Annotated in this window: 15 protein-coding genes; 11 read left to right on the top strand and 4 right to left on the bottom strand. The window is 65.9% G+C overall.

Annotated features, from left to right (window positions below; genetic code table 11):
- Window positions 1-37: 37 nt before the first annotated feature.
- Together ACOYW5_RS05475 and ACOYW5_RS05470 are read right to left on the bottom strand one after the other, a co-directional pair.
- On the bottom strand, window positions 38-2290 hold the full coding sequence (locus ACOYW5_RS05475) for an LLM class flavin-dependent oxidoreductase (RefSeq protein WP_423068242.1): 2253 nt from the start codon (window positions 2288-2290) through the stop codon (window positions 38-40).
- A 71-nt stretch (window positions 2291-2361) separates the two neighbouring features.
- Window positions 2362-3963: an ABC-F family ATP-binding cassette domain-containing protein gene (locus tag ACOYW5_RS05470; RefSeq protein WP_423068241.1), complete on the bottom strand. Its 1602-nt coding sequence runs from the start codon at window positions 3961-3963 to the stop codon at window positions 2362-2364.
- Window positions 3964-4202: 239 nt separating this feature from the next.
- On the opposite strand from ACOYW5_RS05470, the gene ACOYW5_RS05465 reads away from it, so the two are divergent.
- The gene (locus tag ACOYW5_RS05465) at window positions 4203-5108 is read left to right on the top strand and encodes a hypothetical protein (RefSeq protein WP_423068240.1); all 906 of its coding nucleotides are present in this window, start codon (window positions 4203-4205) and stop codon (window positions 5106-5108) included.
- 3 nt (window positions 5109-5111) lie between these two features.
- On the opposite strand, the gene ACOYW5_RS05460 is transcribed toward ACOYW5_RS05465, so the two are convergent.
- Together ACOYW5_RS05460 and ACOYW5_RS05455 are read right to left on the bottom strand one after the other, a co-directional pair.
- Window positions 5112-6740, bottom strand: coding sequence for an MFS transporter (locus ACOYW5_RS05460; protein WP_423068239.1), 1629 nt, complete (start codon window positions 6738-6740; stop codon window positions 5112-5114).
- A gap of 16 nt (window positions 6741-6756) precedes the next feature.
- Complete coding sequence (locus tag ACOYW5_RS05455; protein ID WP_423068238.1) at window positions 6757-8265, bottom strand: carboxypeptidase M32; 1509 nt, start codon at window positions 8263-8265, stop codon at window positions 6757-6759.
- Window positions 8266-8373: 108 nt separating this feature from the next.
- On the opposite strand from ACOYW5_RS05455, the gene ACOYW5_RS05450 reads away from it, so the two are divergent.
- The 10 genes from ACOYW5_RS05450 to ACOYW5_RS05405 all read left to right on the top strand — a co-directional run bounded on the left by ACOYW5_RS05450 (window position 8374) and on the right by ACOYW5_RS05405 (window position 15925).
- Entirely contained in the window at window positions 8374-8994 is a 621-nt protein-coding gene (locus tag ACOYW5_RS05450) for a LysE family translocator (protein ID WP_423068237.1), read from the top strand.
- 64 nt (window positions 8995-9058) lie between these two features.
- Window positions 9059-9562, top strand: a complete 504-nt coding sequence (locus ACOYW5_RS05445) for a heme-degrading domain-containing protein (protein WP_423068236.1) — start codon at window positions 9059-9061, stop codon at window positions 9560-9562.
- Between the two features lie 92 nt (window positions 9563-9654).
- A complete protein-coding gene (locus ACOYW5_RS05440; protein WP_423068235.1) occupies window positions 9655-10536 on the top strand; it encodes a PhzF family phenazine biosynthesis protein in 882 nt (293 codons plus the stop codon).
- Window positions 10537-10632: 96 nt separating this feature from the next.
- Window positions 10633-11061, top strand: coding sequence for a hypothetical protein (locus ACOYW5_RS05435; RefSeq protein WP_423068234.1), 429 nt, complete (start codon window positions 10633-10635; stop codon window positions 11059-11061).
- Window positions 11062-11064: 3 nt separating this feature from the next.
- Window positions 11065-11424 (top strand): VOC family protein, encoded by a 360-nt coding sequence (locus tag ACOYW5_RS05430; protein ID WP_423068233.1) that lies wholly within the window; start codon window positions 11065-11067, stop codon window positions 11422-11424.
- Window positions 11421-11627 (top strand): hypothetical protein, encoded by a 207-nt coding sequence (locus ACOYW5_RS05425; RefSeq protein WP_423068232.1) that lies wholly within the window; start codon window positions 11421-11423, stop codon window positions 11625-11627. The genes ACOYW5_RS05430 and ACOYW5_RS05425 overlap by 4 nt, the downstream gene beginning before the upstream one ends.
- Window positions 11628-11743: 116 nt before the next feature.
- Window positions 11744-13318, top strand: coding sequence for a 2-isopropylmalate synthase (locus ACOYW5_RS05420; RefSeq protein WP_423068231.1), 1575 nt, complete (start codon window positions 11744-11746; stop codon window positions 13316-13318).
- Between the two features lie 2 nt (window positions 13319-13320).
- On the top strand, window positions 13321-14100 hold the full coding sequence (locus tag ACOYW5_RS05415) for an SDR family oxidoreductase (RefSeq protein ID WP_423068230.1): 780 nt from the start codon (window positions 13321-13323) through the stop codon (window positions 14098-14100).
- 9 nt (window positions 14101-14109) lie between these two features.
- The gene (locus ACOYW5_RS05410) at window positions 14110-14883 is read left to right on the top strand and encodes an HpcH/HpaI aldolase family protein (RefSeq protein WP_423068229.1); all 774 of its coding nucleotides are present in this window, start codon (window positions 14110-14112) and stop codon (window positions 14881-14883) included.
- Window positions 14884-14989: 106 nt separating this feature from the next.
- Entirely contained in the window at window positions 14990-15925 is a 936-nt protein-coding gene (locus ACOYW5_RS05405; protein ID WP_423068228.1) for an endonuclease/exonuclease/phosphatase family protein, read from the top strand.
- The last annotated feature ends 2 nt before the right edge of the window (window positions 15926-15927 follow it).

Genomic DNA, 15927 nt, shown 5'->3' with positions numbered 1-15927 from the left:
ATTCGGGTTCCGAGGCTAAACGGTTGTGGTGCCGCCGCTATTCGGCGGCGACAGCCATCAGTGGCGGGATGTTGAAGTTGGCGTTGAACATCTCGCGCGGATCGTACTCGGCCTTGAGCCGCTGCAGGCGATCGAGCGTTTTGCCCGGGAAGGCGGCTTCGAGATAGTCCCGGCCGATGCCGGTTTCGAAGCTGATATAGAGGCCGTCCATTGCCGGCTTCAGCGGCGCCAGCAGGGACTCGAGGCGCGGAGCCAGCGCGTCCGAAGTCGTCGCCAGCAGCGAGAAGGCCTGGTGCCGATGGGCATAGGCCGTGGCATCGGCCGGGATATCGTTGACCGCGCCGCCCACCGCGCGTAGCTGCACGAAGCCCGAGGCGCGCGCCTTGAGGATGTTGCCGATGCCTTCGGCGACTTCAGGGGTGACCTCATTGACGAGCCCGCCATGCACGGTCATCCCGCCCTGGCCATCGTGTTCGCCATACGACGGGGCGACCAGCGCATGATACGGCATCTGCCGCGCCTCGCTGCCGAGCACCGGCGCGACCTCGAGGAAGGGCATCAGCATGCGCTCGGCCGCGCTGATGTCCTCGTTGTCGATCACCACCATGGCCTGGCCGATGGCCGGATTCCCGCCGCGCGCCGGCACCATGATCATGAAGCTGGTCACGTCGCGCGGCGCCTTCGTCACGATCTTCGCCCACTTCGCGATGCCCTGCGGGTCGGTGAGGTCGTAGACGAAGGTGGCGAACACCACCTTGCCGACCGGATAGGCTTCGAACTCGAAGGTGGTTACCACGCCGAAATTGCCGCCGGCGCCGCGGATGGCCCAGAATAGGTCGGGATAGTGCTCGGCATCGACGCGCAGCAGCCGACCGTCGGCGACGACGATTTCGGCGGCGACGATATGATCGATGGTCAACCCGCGCTTCCGCGACAGCCAGCCGATGCCGCCCGCCGTGGCGAGGCCACCGACGCCGACATCGCCATAGTCGCCCGAGCTCATTCCGAGCCCATGTTCACTGAGCTTTTCCGCCACCTCGCCCCAGCGCGCACCGGGGCCGATGCGGACGCGGTTGGTCGCAGGGTCGATCAGTTCGATGGAGTTGAGCTTGCCGACATCGATCACGATCCCGCCATCATTGGTGGAGCGGCCCGACATGCCATGGCCGCCGCTGCGGACGGACAGCGGGACGCTCTGTTCGCGCGCGAAGTTGACCGCCGCGACCACATCGTCGGCGTCCTCGGCCCGGATCACGAGACCGGGCGCGCCGCGATGGACGTAGGTGGAGCGCACGCGGGAATATTCGTGGTCGCCGGGCTCCACCACCTTGCCGGTGAGCCGAGCCGGCAGTGCGTCATAGGCAATGCCCGGGGCGCGTAAGGCGAGTGCCGAAGCAGTGCGGACCGCGCCGATATTCGTGCCTTTCGACGCACGGACGCGCGCGACCTCATCGCGGACCGCCGGGGCGATCTCGCGCCCGAACTCGGCAAGCTTGGCCGGATCGTCGGCAGCAAGGATGAAGGTGCTGAAGCCATGATCGAGCGCGAGGCCGGTGATCTGGCTCATCAGTTCCTCGTTCGAGCCGCTGTTGCCGAGCAGGTTGATCAGCCGCCGGATCTCGCGCGGGTCGCGGCCGGCGCGGATCGCCGCTTCGTCGATCAGCCGGTTCGACTCCTCGATGGTCGGACTCTTGATGTAGCCGAGCGAGGGCAGCCAGCCATCGCCCTTGCGGCCGACGAGATCGAGCATCCGCGGCTTCAGCGCGCCGAGCCACAGGCTGACGCGATGCGCGGGCAGGGGGCCGCGGCGCGCGCCGTTGGCGCGATGAAACTTGCCGTCGAGGCGAACGCCGCCACCGGCGCCGACATCCCAGACGCCGCGAATGATGTCGATCGCTTCTTCCAGCGCATCGACGCCCTGGCCAGGCGTGAGCTTGGTGCCGCCCATCGCCTCGATGCCGTCCCAGAACGCACCGGCCCCGAGCCCGAGTTCGATGCGGCCATGCGAGAGCAGGTCGAGGCTCGCCACGGAGCGGGCCAGCACCGCCGGCTGCCGCAGCGGCAGGTTGAGCACATTGCCGGCGAGCTTCACCTTCTCGGTTCGCGCGGCGACGAAGGAAATCAGCGTCCAGGCGTCGAGAAAGGCGGGCTGGTAGGGATGGTCCTGGAACGTGACGAGGTCGAGTCCGACCTCCTCGCTGACCTGGGCCAGCGCCACCACATTATCGGGCTGCTTGTTGCTGGGCGTGATAAAGCTGCCGAACTGCAGATCGTGTCCGTAGTCAGTCATAGTGGCCTCGAAGAGGGTAGTTACCGAGAGTTACCTGGTAACTAGGGGTGACCAACTCCCGGCGCAAGAAGTTACAGGGAGGATACCGGCTGGCTGCTAAGCACGATCTCCCGGGTGATCCCGATCGCCTCGAGGAAGGCGGGGTCGTGGCTGACGACGAGCAGGGCGCCGTCATAGGCCCGCAGCCCCGCCTCGACCGCCGCGATGGCGTGGATATCGAGATGGTTGGTCGGTTCGTCGAGGATCAGCAGTTCCGGCGGCCGCCCGCTGCCGATGGTGCAGGCAAGGCCGGCGCGCAGCGTTTCACCGCCACTGAGCTGCCCTACAGGCTTCAGCGCCGCATCGTTGCGGAACATGAAGCGGGCGAGGGCCGCCCGCGCCGCATTCTCGCCATCGCCCGGATTGAGCCGCAGGTAGTTCTCACGGATGGTCTCCCACGGATCGAGCAGGCTCACCTGCTGGTCGAGCAGCACGTGCCGGGGCGTGATGCGGACTGAGCCGGAGACGGGCACCAGCCCACCAGTGACCAGCCGCAGCAGCGTGGTCTTGCCGACCCCGTTCGGACCGGTGATCGCGACCCGCTCGGGTCCGATGATCGCGGTGCTGAGTTCGCGGATGATCTGCGCATCGGGCACCGGCCCGCCGGTCAACCGATCGAGCTGCAGCACGGTCGTGCCGCGCGACAGTCCGGTCGGCTCGAGCTTCACCGCCATCGGCTGCAGAACCTCGATCTCGGTCTTGGCCTCGGCGAGCGCGATACCCGCCGCTGCCCGCCGGCGTTCGCCCAGCTTGGCCTGTTCGCCGCTGGTATTCTCGGCGTTCATCTTCATGCCGCCGAGCATGATCTTCGGAATGTCGCCCTTGGCGGCTTTGCGCGACCCGGCAGCGTCCTTCTTGGCCTTCCGCTCGCGCATCATCTGCGTCTTGCGATCGATCTCGCCGAGGGCGCGTTCGGCATTGGCGAGGTCGTGCTCGGCCGCGGCGAGTTCGGCGGCCTTGCGTTCTTCGTAGAGATCCCAGTTCCCGCCATACACATTGGCGCCGATGCTGGTCAGTTCGACGATCTGATCCACCTGCCGGAGCAAGGTGCGATCGTGGCTGACGACGATGGCGCCACTACGCCAGCCGGCCAGCAGCGCCGATACCGCCTCGCGGCCATCGGCATCGAGATTGTTGGTTGGCTCGTCGAGCAGCAGCATATCCGGCTGCGCGATCAGCATCGCCGCGAGCGACAGCCGGGTCTGTTGGCCGCCGCTGAGCGTGGCGATCGGCCGATCGGTGTCGAGCGCGGGCAGGCCGACCTCGGCCAACGCGCCCTCGATGCGGCCGTGCAGCGTCCAGTCCGCCTCGCCGGCGTCATCGAGCGAGCCCTCCCCGCGTTCGAGCCGGTCGAGGCGCGCGAGATCGTCGGCGACACCGAGCGCTTCGGCGACGCTGGCTTCGGCGCGCTGCACCGTCTGGCGCAGCAGCTTGATCGTGCACGATACGATCACCCGGCCCGACCCTGGCGTGAGTTCGTCCGTGATCAGCCTGAGCAGCGTCGTCTTGCCTGTGCCGTTGCGGCCGATGAGGCCGGTGCGCAGGGGACCGAACGAGAGATCGAGATTTGAGAAGAGTTCGACGCCGTCAGGCGTCTTGTAGCTCACCGCTTTGAGCGAGATTGAACCGGGCATGCTTGGACTCCGGGAGACGGATCAGGGCGAAATGATCGGTCATGCGGACGTCCATCGGGCACCAGCCTGTTGAGTTTCGGATGCCCGGAAACATAGGGATCGAGCCCCCAATGTCAACCTTACGATCCGTAACCATCCGAAGGTGCCCGTCCCGTTGATCAGGAGGAACCTCTGCGTTGGGGCATCAACAGGGGGCAAAGATGCAACTATCGGGATTTCTCGACGTCGCGGTGACAATAGTGGTCACCTTCGTGCTGGCCAGCCTGCTTTGCACGACCATTAACGAGCTTGTCGTCACCTTGCTCAAAACGCGGGCCAATACACTTCATCGGACGGTCAGCGCACTGCTGGACGACCAGAATATTCGGTCGGCGTTCTTCAACCACGGCCTTATCAAGTCGCTCGGCATCGGGTCGACCGGCGGCAAGGAAGGGGATACGCCTCCGAGCAGCGAGTTCGACAAGACCTCGCGGTCGTCGTACATCGACGGTCGAACCTTCGCCGATGCCTTGCTCGGCACGATCGAGCCGGGCAAGCCGATACCGGCGATCGACGATGTCCAGAAGCGCGTTGATCTTCTGGAGGATGGCCAGTTGAAGGCCGCGCTTGCGCTCGCCGTGGCGTCGGCCAATGAGAGCATCACTAGCGTTCGCGACGAGATGGCGCGGTGGTTCGACACATCGATGGACCGTCTCAGCGGTCACTACACCCGCTACATGAAGTGGCTGTCGCTAGGCGTCGGGCTTGCCGTCGCCATTGCACTCAACATCGACACCATCGATATCGCGGCCAGCAGTTGGAAGGATCCACAGGTTCGCCAGGCGGCGATAGCCGTCGCGGAGACGCTTGATCCTAGCAATGCTGTGCCGGCCTGCACGGATGAGGCCACGAGGATAAACTGCCTAACCAACAGCGTGGCAACGACGACCACCGAACTCAGTAGGTTGCCGGTCGGCTGGGAAGGCTATCAGATCGACTGGGCCAATCCTGGCTGGTGGATCGTCAAGCTCGCCGGCTGGATCATCACCGCCCTTGCAGCTTCCGTCGGAGCGCCGTTCTGGTTCGACATCCTGCAGAATGTGATGAGTCTACGCGGAGCAGGCGTCAAGCGCGACGACAAGCTGGCCGGAACGCCCGTCAAATAGCCCTCACGGTGGATCGATCGTCCGGTTCGCGGCAATCGCTGCGAACCAGTTCGGCGGGCGCTCGATCAATCGGTGGACGACGGGGCGATCTGGGCCTTGGTGCAGGGCGCGGAGCCGGTCGCCGACCACTTCGTCGGCATGGGTGAGGCGCTGGTTGTGGCGCGCGTACTCGGTCCAGGTCGGGCTCTTGTAGCTCTCGACCCACAGGTCGGTCTCGGCAAGGTCGCGCCGCAGCGTCCATTCGCGGGCGCCGTCGCGCATGCGGATGCGCTTGCGGTTGGCCATGACCTTGAGGAACTCGCGCGCGTCCTGCGGGCGGATGCGGTACTCGATGCTGATCACGATCGGGCCGGAGCGCGGCTCGATCGGCACGTTTATCTGCGGCTCCTGCCAGCGGTTGGCCGGGTCGAGGTCGGGCATCGTCCGCGGCGGGATGGCGAGGAGCAGGCCGACAGCCGAACCCACGACGAGAGCGGCCGCCGAAGCCAGGAGCGCGGTGGATACACCGTACTGCTCGCCGGCCAGACCCCAGATCCAGCTGCCGGCCGCCATGCCGGCGAAGGTGGCGGTCTGGTAGAGCGACAGGGCGCGGCCAACCACCCAGCGCGGCGTCGAGAGCTGTACGGTGACGTTGAACAATGTCAGCGCCAGCACCCAGCAGGCCCCGCCGACCATCAGCGCGACGGCGGTCAGCCACGGCGACGGACTGATGGCCGTGACCGCTGCACACACCGCGAAGCCGAGGAAGGCGAGGCGGACGATCGTTTCGCTCTCGAACCGCTCGTTGAGCCGCCCGGTCAGCAACGCTCCGCCAACGGCGCCGACGCCGAACGTGCCGAGCAGCAGGCCGTAGAGCAGGGGGCCGGCGCCCTCGATCTGGCGCGCCACCACCGGCAGCAGCGCCATCACCGAGATCGCCGAGAAGCCGAACAGGAAGCTGCGCAGCAGCACTTTGCCGAGATTGGGCGACAGCGCGACGTAGCGCAGGCCCGCGAACATGGCGGCGCCAACTGCTTCGCGCGGCAAACCCTGCGGCGTCGGCAGTGGTTTCCAGCCGATCAGCACCGCGATCAGCGCCAGATAGCTGACCATGTTCACCGCGAAGGCTGCCGCTGCACCGGCCGCCGCGACGATAATGCCGCCGATGGCTGGGCCGAGGCTGCGCGAGAGGTTGAAGCCGATCGAGTTGAGGGCCACCGCCGAGCCGACGCTAGAGCGCGGCACGAGATCGCCCACCGAGGCCTGCCACGACGGATTGTTGAGCGCCGTGCCGCAACCGATGAGGAAGGTGAAAGTCAGCAGCAGCCAGGGCGTGACCAGCCCCATGAAGGCGGTGACGGTCAGCAGCACCGACACCACGAACATGAAGAGCTGCGCAAACAGCATCACGCGCCGGCGTGGAAAATTGTCAGCGATGGCGCCGCCCAATAGCGAGAACAGCATGATCGGCAGCGAGGTCGAGGCCTGGACCAGCGCAACGAGGTCGACCGAGTTGGTCAGCGCGGTCATCATCCACGCCGCGCCAACGCCCTGGATCAACCCGCCGAAGCTCGAGGCGAAGTTGGCGATCCAGATGTTGCGGAACGTCGGCAGCTGCAGCGGCTGCAATACCGACGGCCGGTCCTTGGCCATGCTGCCGATCCCTCCGTCAGCCCAGGTAGCGCTGCGTCAGGTGCTCCTCGAAATGCCTGGAGTTGAGCTTCTCGCCGGTGGCGCGCTGGATCAGGTCGGGAATCGAGTACTTGCTCGCCTGCCGCCAGATCTTCTCGCGCCGCCACTCGTTGAGGCCGACGAAGCGGCCCTTGCGCATGTCCTCGCGGACATTGGGCTGGTCGCGCTCGATCGCCGACCAGAGCTGCGCCGCGATAATGGCGCCGAGCGTGTAGCTCGGGAAATAGCCGATGGCGCCCGACGGCCAATGCACGTCCTGCATCGGGCCGTCCTTCATGTTGTCGATGGTCGAGATGCCGAGATATTCGCGCATCTTGGCGTCCCAGGCTTCCGGCAGGTCCTTGGGCGCGAGGGAACCGTCGATCAGCCCCTGCTCGAGTTCGAACCGAAGGATGACGTGCAGCGGATAGGTCGCCTCGTCGGCGTCAACGCGGATCAGGCCGCGCTTGATGAAGTGGACATGGGCAAGCACGTCCTCGACGTCCCAGCCCTCCATCGCCTCGGCGCCGAGCTTTTCGCGGACATGTGGCATGGCCCAATCCCAGAACTCGGGCGAGCGGGCGATTTCCTTTTCGACGAACAGGCTCTGGCTCTCGTGCATGGCCATGCCGCGGGCGCGGCCGACTGGCCAGTGCGTCCATTCATGCGGCAGGTTCTGCTCGTAGAGCCCGTGCCCGGTCTCGTGCATGATGCCCATCAGCGAGGTGATGAACTCGCCCTCGGTGTAGCGCGTGGTCATGCGGATATCGGTCGGCACGCCACCGCAGAACGGGTGCGTAGAAACGTCCAGCCGGCCGTGGTCGAAATCGAAGCCTACGGCTTCCATCATCACGAGGCCCAGCGCCTTCTGCTTGTCGATGGCATAGGGTGGGCTGAGCGGCTTCAGCGGGCGCTTTGCAAGCTTTTCTTCCTGCCGCGCCAGCGCCTTGGGGATGAAATCCTTGAGGAAAACCTTGAGGTCGGCGAATACCGGCGCCACGTCGGCGACCCGGTTGCCGGGGTCGAACTGCTCCATCAGCGCGTCATAGGGCGAGAGGCCCAGCACGTCGGCGCGCAGTTGCGCTTCTTCGCGCGCCGTCGCGACGACGCCTTCGAAGGCGGGCAGGAACGTCTTCCAGTCCCCGGTCGGGCGCAGCTCCCGCCACAGTTGCTCGCAGCGGATGCGGGCGTTGACCTGCTTGCGGACGAAATCGGCCGAGAGGCAGGTCATGTTGGTGTGGACGCGGCGGAACTCCTTGATCGCCAGCGTCTGCATTTCGTCGAGCGGTTCGGCTTCGGCGTCGGCAAGCCAGTCACCGACTTCCGGCGCCGTCGCCATCTCGTGGTACATGCCGGCCAGCACGCCCATCGTCTCGGCGCGCTTCTCGCCGCCGCCCACCGGCATCATCACGGCCTCGTCGACGCCGAGCATCGATTGCGCGTGCTCGATCGCTTCGAGCCGGCGGCTCAGCCCATCGAGCTTGGTGAAAGCGGAATTGGCGGACATGTGAGACTCCCGATGCGAGTGGCCGCTGTTTGGTAACCGCAAAAAGCCGGGCGTGCCACCCCGGGGGACTGTCGCAATTGCGACGGCAATGTTAGGCACCCGCACACAATGCCCGACCTGCCGATCCTCCTCTCCTTCATCGTCGCCGCTTTCGTCGTCGTCATCGTGCCGGGCATCACCGTCTCGGCGCTGGTCTCGACCTCGCTGGCCCGCGGCATGGCGGCCGGGTTTTGGATGGAAGCGGGCGTGCAGGTCGGTCGCCTCACCATGGTGCTGATCGTGGCATTGGCGCTCGAGGCGGTGACCGGGCTCGTCGCCTCGGCCTTCGACATCATCAAGTATGTCGGCGCCGCCTACCTGATCTGGCTCGGCTGGGGCTACATCACCAGCCGGCACGGCATCGCGACAGACCGGCCAATCGAGGCGCGTTCTCCGTTGCAGCAGGCGGCGTCGGGCTTCCTTGTCCTCTGGAGCAACCCCAAGGCGCTGATCTTCTTCGGCGCCTTCCTGCCGCAGTTCGTCAACCCGGCTTATCCGGCCTGGCCGCAGGTCATCGTGCTCGGGCTGATCGAAATGGGGGCCGGGCTAGTCACCGACGGCGTCTACATCTACCTCGCCGCCCGGGCGCGTGGTGCGCTGGGCGACGACCGGATGCTGATTGTCAACCGAGCGGCCGGGGTGATCCTGATCGGCGCCGCCATCTGGCTCGCCATTCAGCACAATGTCTGACCGGACGCCTGCTTCGAATCCGAGCCGGGCGTGCTAGGACTGGCCGCCATTTCGGGAGGAAGTAATGAGCGTAGCCGACGATATCGCCAAGGTGACCGAGCAGGAGCAGCGGCTCACCTTCAAGGTCTTCACTGAGGACACGGCCTACGAGATCGGCTCGTCGATCCGCGACCTCGCCAAGGCCGACGGCGTCGCCGTTGCCATCGACATCCGCTTCTTCAACCGGCCGCTGTTCTATGTCGCCATGACCGGCACCAATGCCGACAACCCCGACTGGCTGCGGAGGAAGGGCAATTGCGTGCGGCGCTGGGAGCGCTCGTCCTATCTCACCGCGCTGCGCTGGAAGCGCGACAACCGCACCGTGCAGCCTGACCACAACATCGACCCGACGGAATACGCCGTCCACGGTGGGGCATTTCCGATTCGCATCGAAGGGGTTGGCGTCGTCGGTTCGATCACTGCTTCAGGTCTGCCGCAGCGCGACGACCATGCCTATGTCGTGCGCGCCATCTGCAAGCATTTGGGCATAGATGCCATGTCGCTGGCGCTTGGACCGGAGACACCCTGAGACACTGGCAGCGGTAAGATTTCCGCTACACTGGTTTGCTACAGGCAGAGTCGTCCTGAGCTGGGGCAAGCGCGCGACTTCCGGAGCGTCAGATGAAACTCAACTACATGCTGCTCGATGTCTTCACCACGACCCGGCTGAAGGGCAATCCCCTTGCCGTGGTGCTGAAGGCTGATGGCCTGCTCGACGACCAGATGCAGGCGATAGCGGCCGAGTTCAACCTTTCCGAGACCGTGTTCCTGCAGAAGCCCAAATCGGAGCGGCACACGGCCGCAGTGCGCATCTTCACGCCCTCGGTCGAGTTGCCGTTCGCCGGCCATCCGACCGTCGGCGCCGCCGTCGTGTTGGGCCTCCAGAGCCGCGCCACCGCAGTCCGTCTCGAGGAGAAGGTGGGCGTCGTCACCTGCGTGATAGAGCGGGTGGACAAGGAAACGGGCCTCGCCCGCTTCGCGCTGCCCAAACTGCCCGAGGAGATCGGCAAGGCGCCATCCAATGCGGCCATCGCGGCGACGCTGGGTCTCGAAACCAGCGAGATCGGCTGCGGTCTTTACCAGCCGGCGCAGTTCTCGGCCGGCGTGCCGTACTACCTGATCCCGATCAAGGACGCGGAAGCCCTTAAGCGTATCCGCCTCGAGCGCCGCGGCTGGGAGGACGTCTATCCCGGTGGGCGCGGTTCCATCTATGTCTTCACCCAGACGCCCGAGGAACGCGGCATCGACTTCGCGGCCCGCATGTTCGGCATGGGGATCGGCGAAGATCCGGCGACCGGCTCCGCCGCCGCCGCGCTGATCGGGTTGATCGCCCGGCTCTCGGACAACGGACAGCACGAGTACAGGCTGCGCCAGGGCTACGAGATGGGCCGCCCCAGCATCATCGAGCTGCAGGTTCGCAAGGCAGACGACAAGCTGACCCACGGCGGCATCGGCGGCCACGCCGTCATCATCGGCGAGGGCGTGCTCAATCTCGGTGACTGAACGAAGACTGTTCACTTTCGTACCGGGCCCGCTTCCAAGATCCGGCGTCCAGACGTAGGCTGACCTCATCTGTCTGAGCTCTTGGGGGAAGCGCTTATGGACGCAATCAACACCATCCTGCTGTGGCTGCACTTCATCGGGCTGGCGCTCGGCGGCGCAGCGTCCTTCGGCATTCCGGTGATCGGCAGCCGAATGCCAACCGCCACACCGGAGACGCGTCCGCTGTTCATGAGCATCATGCACGGCCTGTCCACGGTCGGCCGCGCTGGCCTGGGCCTGCTGATCGTCACCGGTCCGTTGATGCTCTGGCTCAAGGTCGGTGGCGTAGAGGGAGTCAGCGTCTGGTTCTGGGTCAAGATCGTGCTGGTCCTGCTGCTCATTGCCGGCGTCATCTACAGCGGCATCCTGTTCAAGCGCCTGCAGGGCGGGGACGCATCCGTGGCTCCGCTGATGCCGCGCCTTGGCATGGCGAACACCGCCATCCTGGTGCTGATCGTGCTCAGCGCCGTGCTGGCCTTCGGCTGATCGTTGCCCCGGCTCGACCATATCAACATTCATGTGGTCGACGGGCAGCGAATGGTGACGTTTCTCGAGACGGTGCTGGACGCCCGCGAGGGTGTCCGGCCGCCCTTCGATTTTCCCGGTCACTGGGTCTATGTCGGCGGCGAACCGGCCATCCACCTCACCGTGGTGGAGCGGGCGGCAGACTACTCGCCGGGTATCGTCAACCACGTCGCTTTCGGCGTTTATGACTTCGACGAGGCCAGGGCGCGCATCGAGTCCGCGGGCTATCCGTACCGCCTGACGGGCATCCCCGAAACCGGCATCGGCCAGTTCTTCGTCGAGGGTCCGGAGGGGCTGCTGCTGGAGATCCAGTTCCGCCGGTGAACCATTTCGGGCAGAACCGCCTTGCCAAGGCGGCGGAATTTCAGCATTATTCCTGTCGCAAACGGAATCTTGCCATGCAGCGCAGCCGCGCCATTGCCATCGCAGTCGCCGAACAGAAGGCTCGCCAGAGCCGGCTTATGTTCGCTGCTGCCATGCTGCTGCTGCCGGCCGCTCTGCTGCTTCTCCTTCTTATCAGCCCCTGATAACCGACGGCTCGGATAGCGAGCGGGTGATCAGGGGATAACGCGCAACAACCGAACAACGATTTGTCCGGTCGCGATGGTGTTTCACACCCCGGCCGTTTGATAGGACCAAAGAAATGAGCACCCAGGCAGCGGCGCAGAGCAACAAAGACCGCGTCTTCATCTTCGACACCACGCTGCGCGACGGCGAGCAGAGCCCCGGCGCGACGATGACGCTGGAGGAAAAACTCCAGGTCGCCGAGGCGCTGGACGAGATGGGCGTCGACATCATCGAAGCCGGCTTCCCGATCGCCTCGAACGGCGACTTCGAAGCCGTCGTCGCGGTCGCCAAGCACGTGAAGAACTCGGTGGTCGCCGGCCTCGCCCGCGCCATCCCCGGCGACATCGCCCGCGCCGGTGAAGCGGTACGGCACGCCAGGCAGGGCCGCATCCACACCTTCGTCTCCACCTCGCCGATCCATCTGGCCCACCAGATGAAGAAGACCGAGGAGCAGGTGCTGGAGATCATCTCCGCCACCGTCGCGCAGGCCCGCAACCTCATCGACAATGTCGAGTGGAGCGCCATGGACGCGACCCGCACGCCGATCGATTACCTCGCCCGCTGCGTCGAACTCGCCATCAAGGCCGGCGCCACCACCATCAACCTGCCCGATACTGTCGGTTACGCCGTGCCGTCCGAGCACGAGGCGATGTTCCGCTCGATCATCGAGCGCGTCCCCGGCGCCGACAAGGTGATCTTCTCGGCCCACTGCCACAACGATCTGGGCCTCGCCGTCGCCAACTCGCTGGCCGCCGTCCGCGGTGGCGCCCGGCAGGTCGAGTGCACCATCAACGGCCTCGGCGAGCGCGCCGGCAACGCCGCGCTGGAAGAGATCGTGATGGCGCTGCGCACCCGCGGCGACGCCATGCCCTATGAGACGGGCATCGACTCGACGCACCTGAGCCGCGCCAGCAAGATCGTCTCGGCGGCGGCGAACTTCCCGGTCCAGTACAACAAGGCCATCGTCGGCAAGAACGCCTTCGCGCACGAGAGCGGCATCCATCAGGATGGCATGCTGAAGAACGCCCAGACCTACGAGATCATGACGCCCGAGAGCGTGGGCATCAAGGAAACGACCCTTGTCATGGGCAAGCATTCCGGCCGCGCCGCCTTCAAGGACAAGTTGAAGGAACTGGGCTACGAGCTGGGCGACAATGCCTTTCAGGAGGCCTTCCAGCGCTTCAAGGATCTCGCCGATCGTAAGAAGCACGTCTACGACGCCGATATCGTCGCGCTGGTCGACGACGAGGCCGGCTCGGTTGACGACCGCATCAAGCTGGTTGACATGGAGGTCGTCTCGAAGACCGGCGGCGTACACCATTGCGACCTGACGATCTCGATCGACGGGGCCGAGGTGAAGGCATCGTTCGACGGCACCGGCTCGGTGGATGCGATCTTCAACGCCATCAAGCAGGCCATCGGTAAGGACCCGCATCTCGTGCTCTACGCCATCGACGGCGTCACCGGCGGTACCGATGCGCAGGCCAGCGCCCATGTGCGCCTCGAGATGAACGGCCGTATCGTCTCCGGCAACGCCGCCGAGCCCGATACTCTCGTCGCTTCCGCCCGCGCCTATATCAACGCCTACAACCGCCTGCTGCTCGAACGCGGCGCGGCGGCGCAGGGCGCGACCGAGGCCGTGGCGAGCTGACCATGGACCTGGGTCTCCGCGGTCGCAAAGCCATCGTCTGTGCCTCCAGCCGCGGTCTCGGCCGCGGCTGTGCCACGGCGCTGGCCGCCGAAGGCGTCGATGTCGTGATCAACGGCCGCGATGCCGCCCACCTTGAGCAGGTGGCCGAGGAAATCCGCAAGGCTACCGGCGCGACGGTGATCGCCGTCGCCGCCGACGTCGGCACTCGCGAGGGCCAGGAGTCGCTGCTGGCGGCCTGTCCGGCGCCGGACATCCTCGTCAACAACAATGCCGGCCCGCCCTTCCGCGATTTCCGCGAGCTCGATCGCGAGAAGCTGCTGGCCGGCGTGGTCAGCAATTTCGTCACGCCGATTGAGCTGATCCAGCGGGTCATCGACGGCATGGTGGCCCGCAAGTTCGGACGCATCGTCAACATCACCTCCAGTTCGGTGAAGGCCCCGCTGGGTGGCCTCGACCTGTCGTCGGGCGCGCGGGCAGGGCTCACGGCCTTCCTCAAGGGCGTGTCGCAATCGGTCGCCGGCAGCAACGTGACCATCAACAACATCCTCCCCGGCTCATTCGACACCGACCGCCTGCGCTCGGGGCAGGAGCGTTCCGCCAAGCAGCGCAACGTCGATGTCGCCACCATCCGCGCCGAGAACGCCGCGAAGATCCCGGCGCGACGCTTCGGCACGCCGGAAGAATTCGGCGCCGCCTGCGCCTTCCTTTGCTCCAGCCAGGCCGGCTACATCACGGGCCAGAACCTGCTCATCGATGGCGGCGTCTTCCCGGGCGCCTTCTAGGGGAACCACATGCGGCCGATTCCGCCGAACGCCTTCAAGCGGCGCCTGTACGAGCGCGTTCCGCAGCTCGGCTACTGGCTGTCGCTCAACAGCCTGCTGGCGACCGAGGTGGCGGCCGGATCGGGCTTCGAGTGGGTCTTGCTCGACATGGAGCACTCGACCCTTTCGGTCGAGACCATCGAGCAGCACCTGCTGGCCGCGCATCACGGCGGCGACGCGGAGTTTATCGTGCGCGTGCCCAGCGTCGATGCCGTGATCGTCAAGCGCCTGCTCGATGCCGGCGTGCGCAATTTCATGTTCCCCTACGTGCAGACCGTGGAGGAAGCTCGGCTTGCGGTAGCCGCGACGCGGTATCCGCCGGCAGGTATCCGGGGCTATTCGGGCAACAACCGGGCCAATCGGTTCGGCACCGATACGAGCTACCCCACTTCGGCGCATGAGCAGTTCGCGGTGATCCTGCAGGTCGAGACGCCGCAGGCGCTGGCCAACATCCCCGCCTACGGCGCCATAGACGGCGTCGACGCCATCTTCATCGGCCCCAACGACCTTGCCGCCAGCATTGGCCTCGTCGGCCAGCAGGGCCACCCCGATGTCAGGAAGCTCGTCCTCGAGAGCGGCGAGGCTATCCTCGCCACCGGCAAGGCTGCCGGCATGCTCGATTTCAACCCGTCGACGGCGAAGCCCCTGTTGGAAGCAGGCTTCGGCTTCATAGCCGTGGGCAGCGATCTCAGCACGGTAAGCAGCGGCACTCGCCAACTCCTCGGCGCGTTCGGGCGAGGCTAGTCGATAGCCAGCAGTGAGACAACACGGCGCTGGCAGCCTTGCGCCGGCGGCAGTGGTTCTTCCCGCGACTCGCGGATACGTTGCGGCCACCGGAAGAGGGGCCAGCATGCTACGCGAGTTCAGGGGAGCGATCACGGCGCTGGCACTCGTTGCCTGCCTCGCCGCTCTCGCCGTCAGTTACGATGTCGGCATACCCGGCCAGGCGCTGCTGCAGACTCTGCGCTTCCACGTCGCGGCCATGGTCCTGGGGCTGTCCGTGCTGCTCTTCATCAGCGGTGCCTGGTGGCGGGGCGTGCTGTTTCTGGCGATCGCCGGCGCGAGCGTGGGGCAGGGTGCCCTGATCATCAAGGCCCAGCAGGACGTGAGGATGGAAGTCGCGGCGAAAGAGACGCGCCCGCTGTTCAAGCTGCTCAGCTTCAACATCCTCAGCAACAATCGCAACGGCGCCGCGATCGCCGACTTCATGGTCGCCTCGGGCGCCGACGTGGTGATGCTGATGGAGGCGTCGCCGATCGATAAGCAGCGCGAGAAGACCCGGGTCGCCTATCCCTATGCGACCTTTTGCGAGGCTTGCGACAGCGTCATTTTCTCGAAGACCCCGCTGACCGACCTAAAGGTGTCCTCGCTCGGCCCGGCCTGGCGCAACCGGCTGGTCACGGCATCTACCGTCATCGACGGCACCCGGGTCAATCTGGTGCTGGCTCATCTGGTGAAGCCCTATTTCGACGATCTGGCGGCCGGCGAGATCTACGGCCTGGCCCAGGCCCTGCAGCGCCTCGAGGGACCATTGCTGCTGGCCGGCGATTTCAATGCCGCCGCCTGGTCCGACAATGTTGTGCGCCTGGCGAACTGGCGCCACCTTGCACCCGGACCGGCGTACCCGGCGACCTGGCCGGTGGGCCTGGGACCGCTAGGCGTGCCGATCGACAACGTCTTCACCCGCGCGCCGCTGGTCATCACCGATGTCCGGGCAACCGAGGATGCCTTCGGCTCCAACCATCGCGGCCTGCTGGCAGAGGTTGCCCTGGCGACCGGCAGCTGACG

It is taken from the genome of Devosia sp. CN2-171, assembly GCF_049354815.1.
Lineage (GTDB): Bacteria > Pseudomonadota > Alphaproteobacteria > Rhizobiales > Devosiaceae > Devosia_A.
The sequence above is the reverse complement of the archived record's forward strand: the minus strand, read 5'-3'. Positions and strand labels throughout refer to the sequence as shown.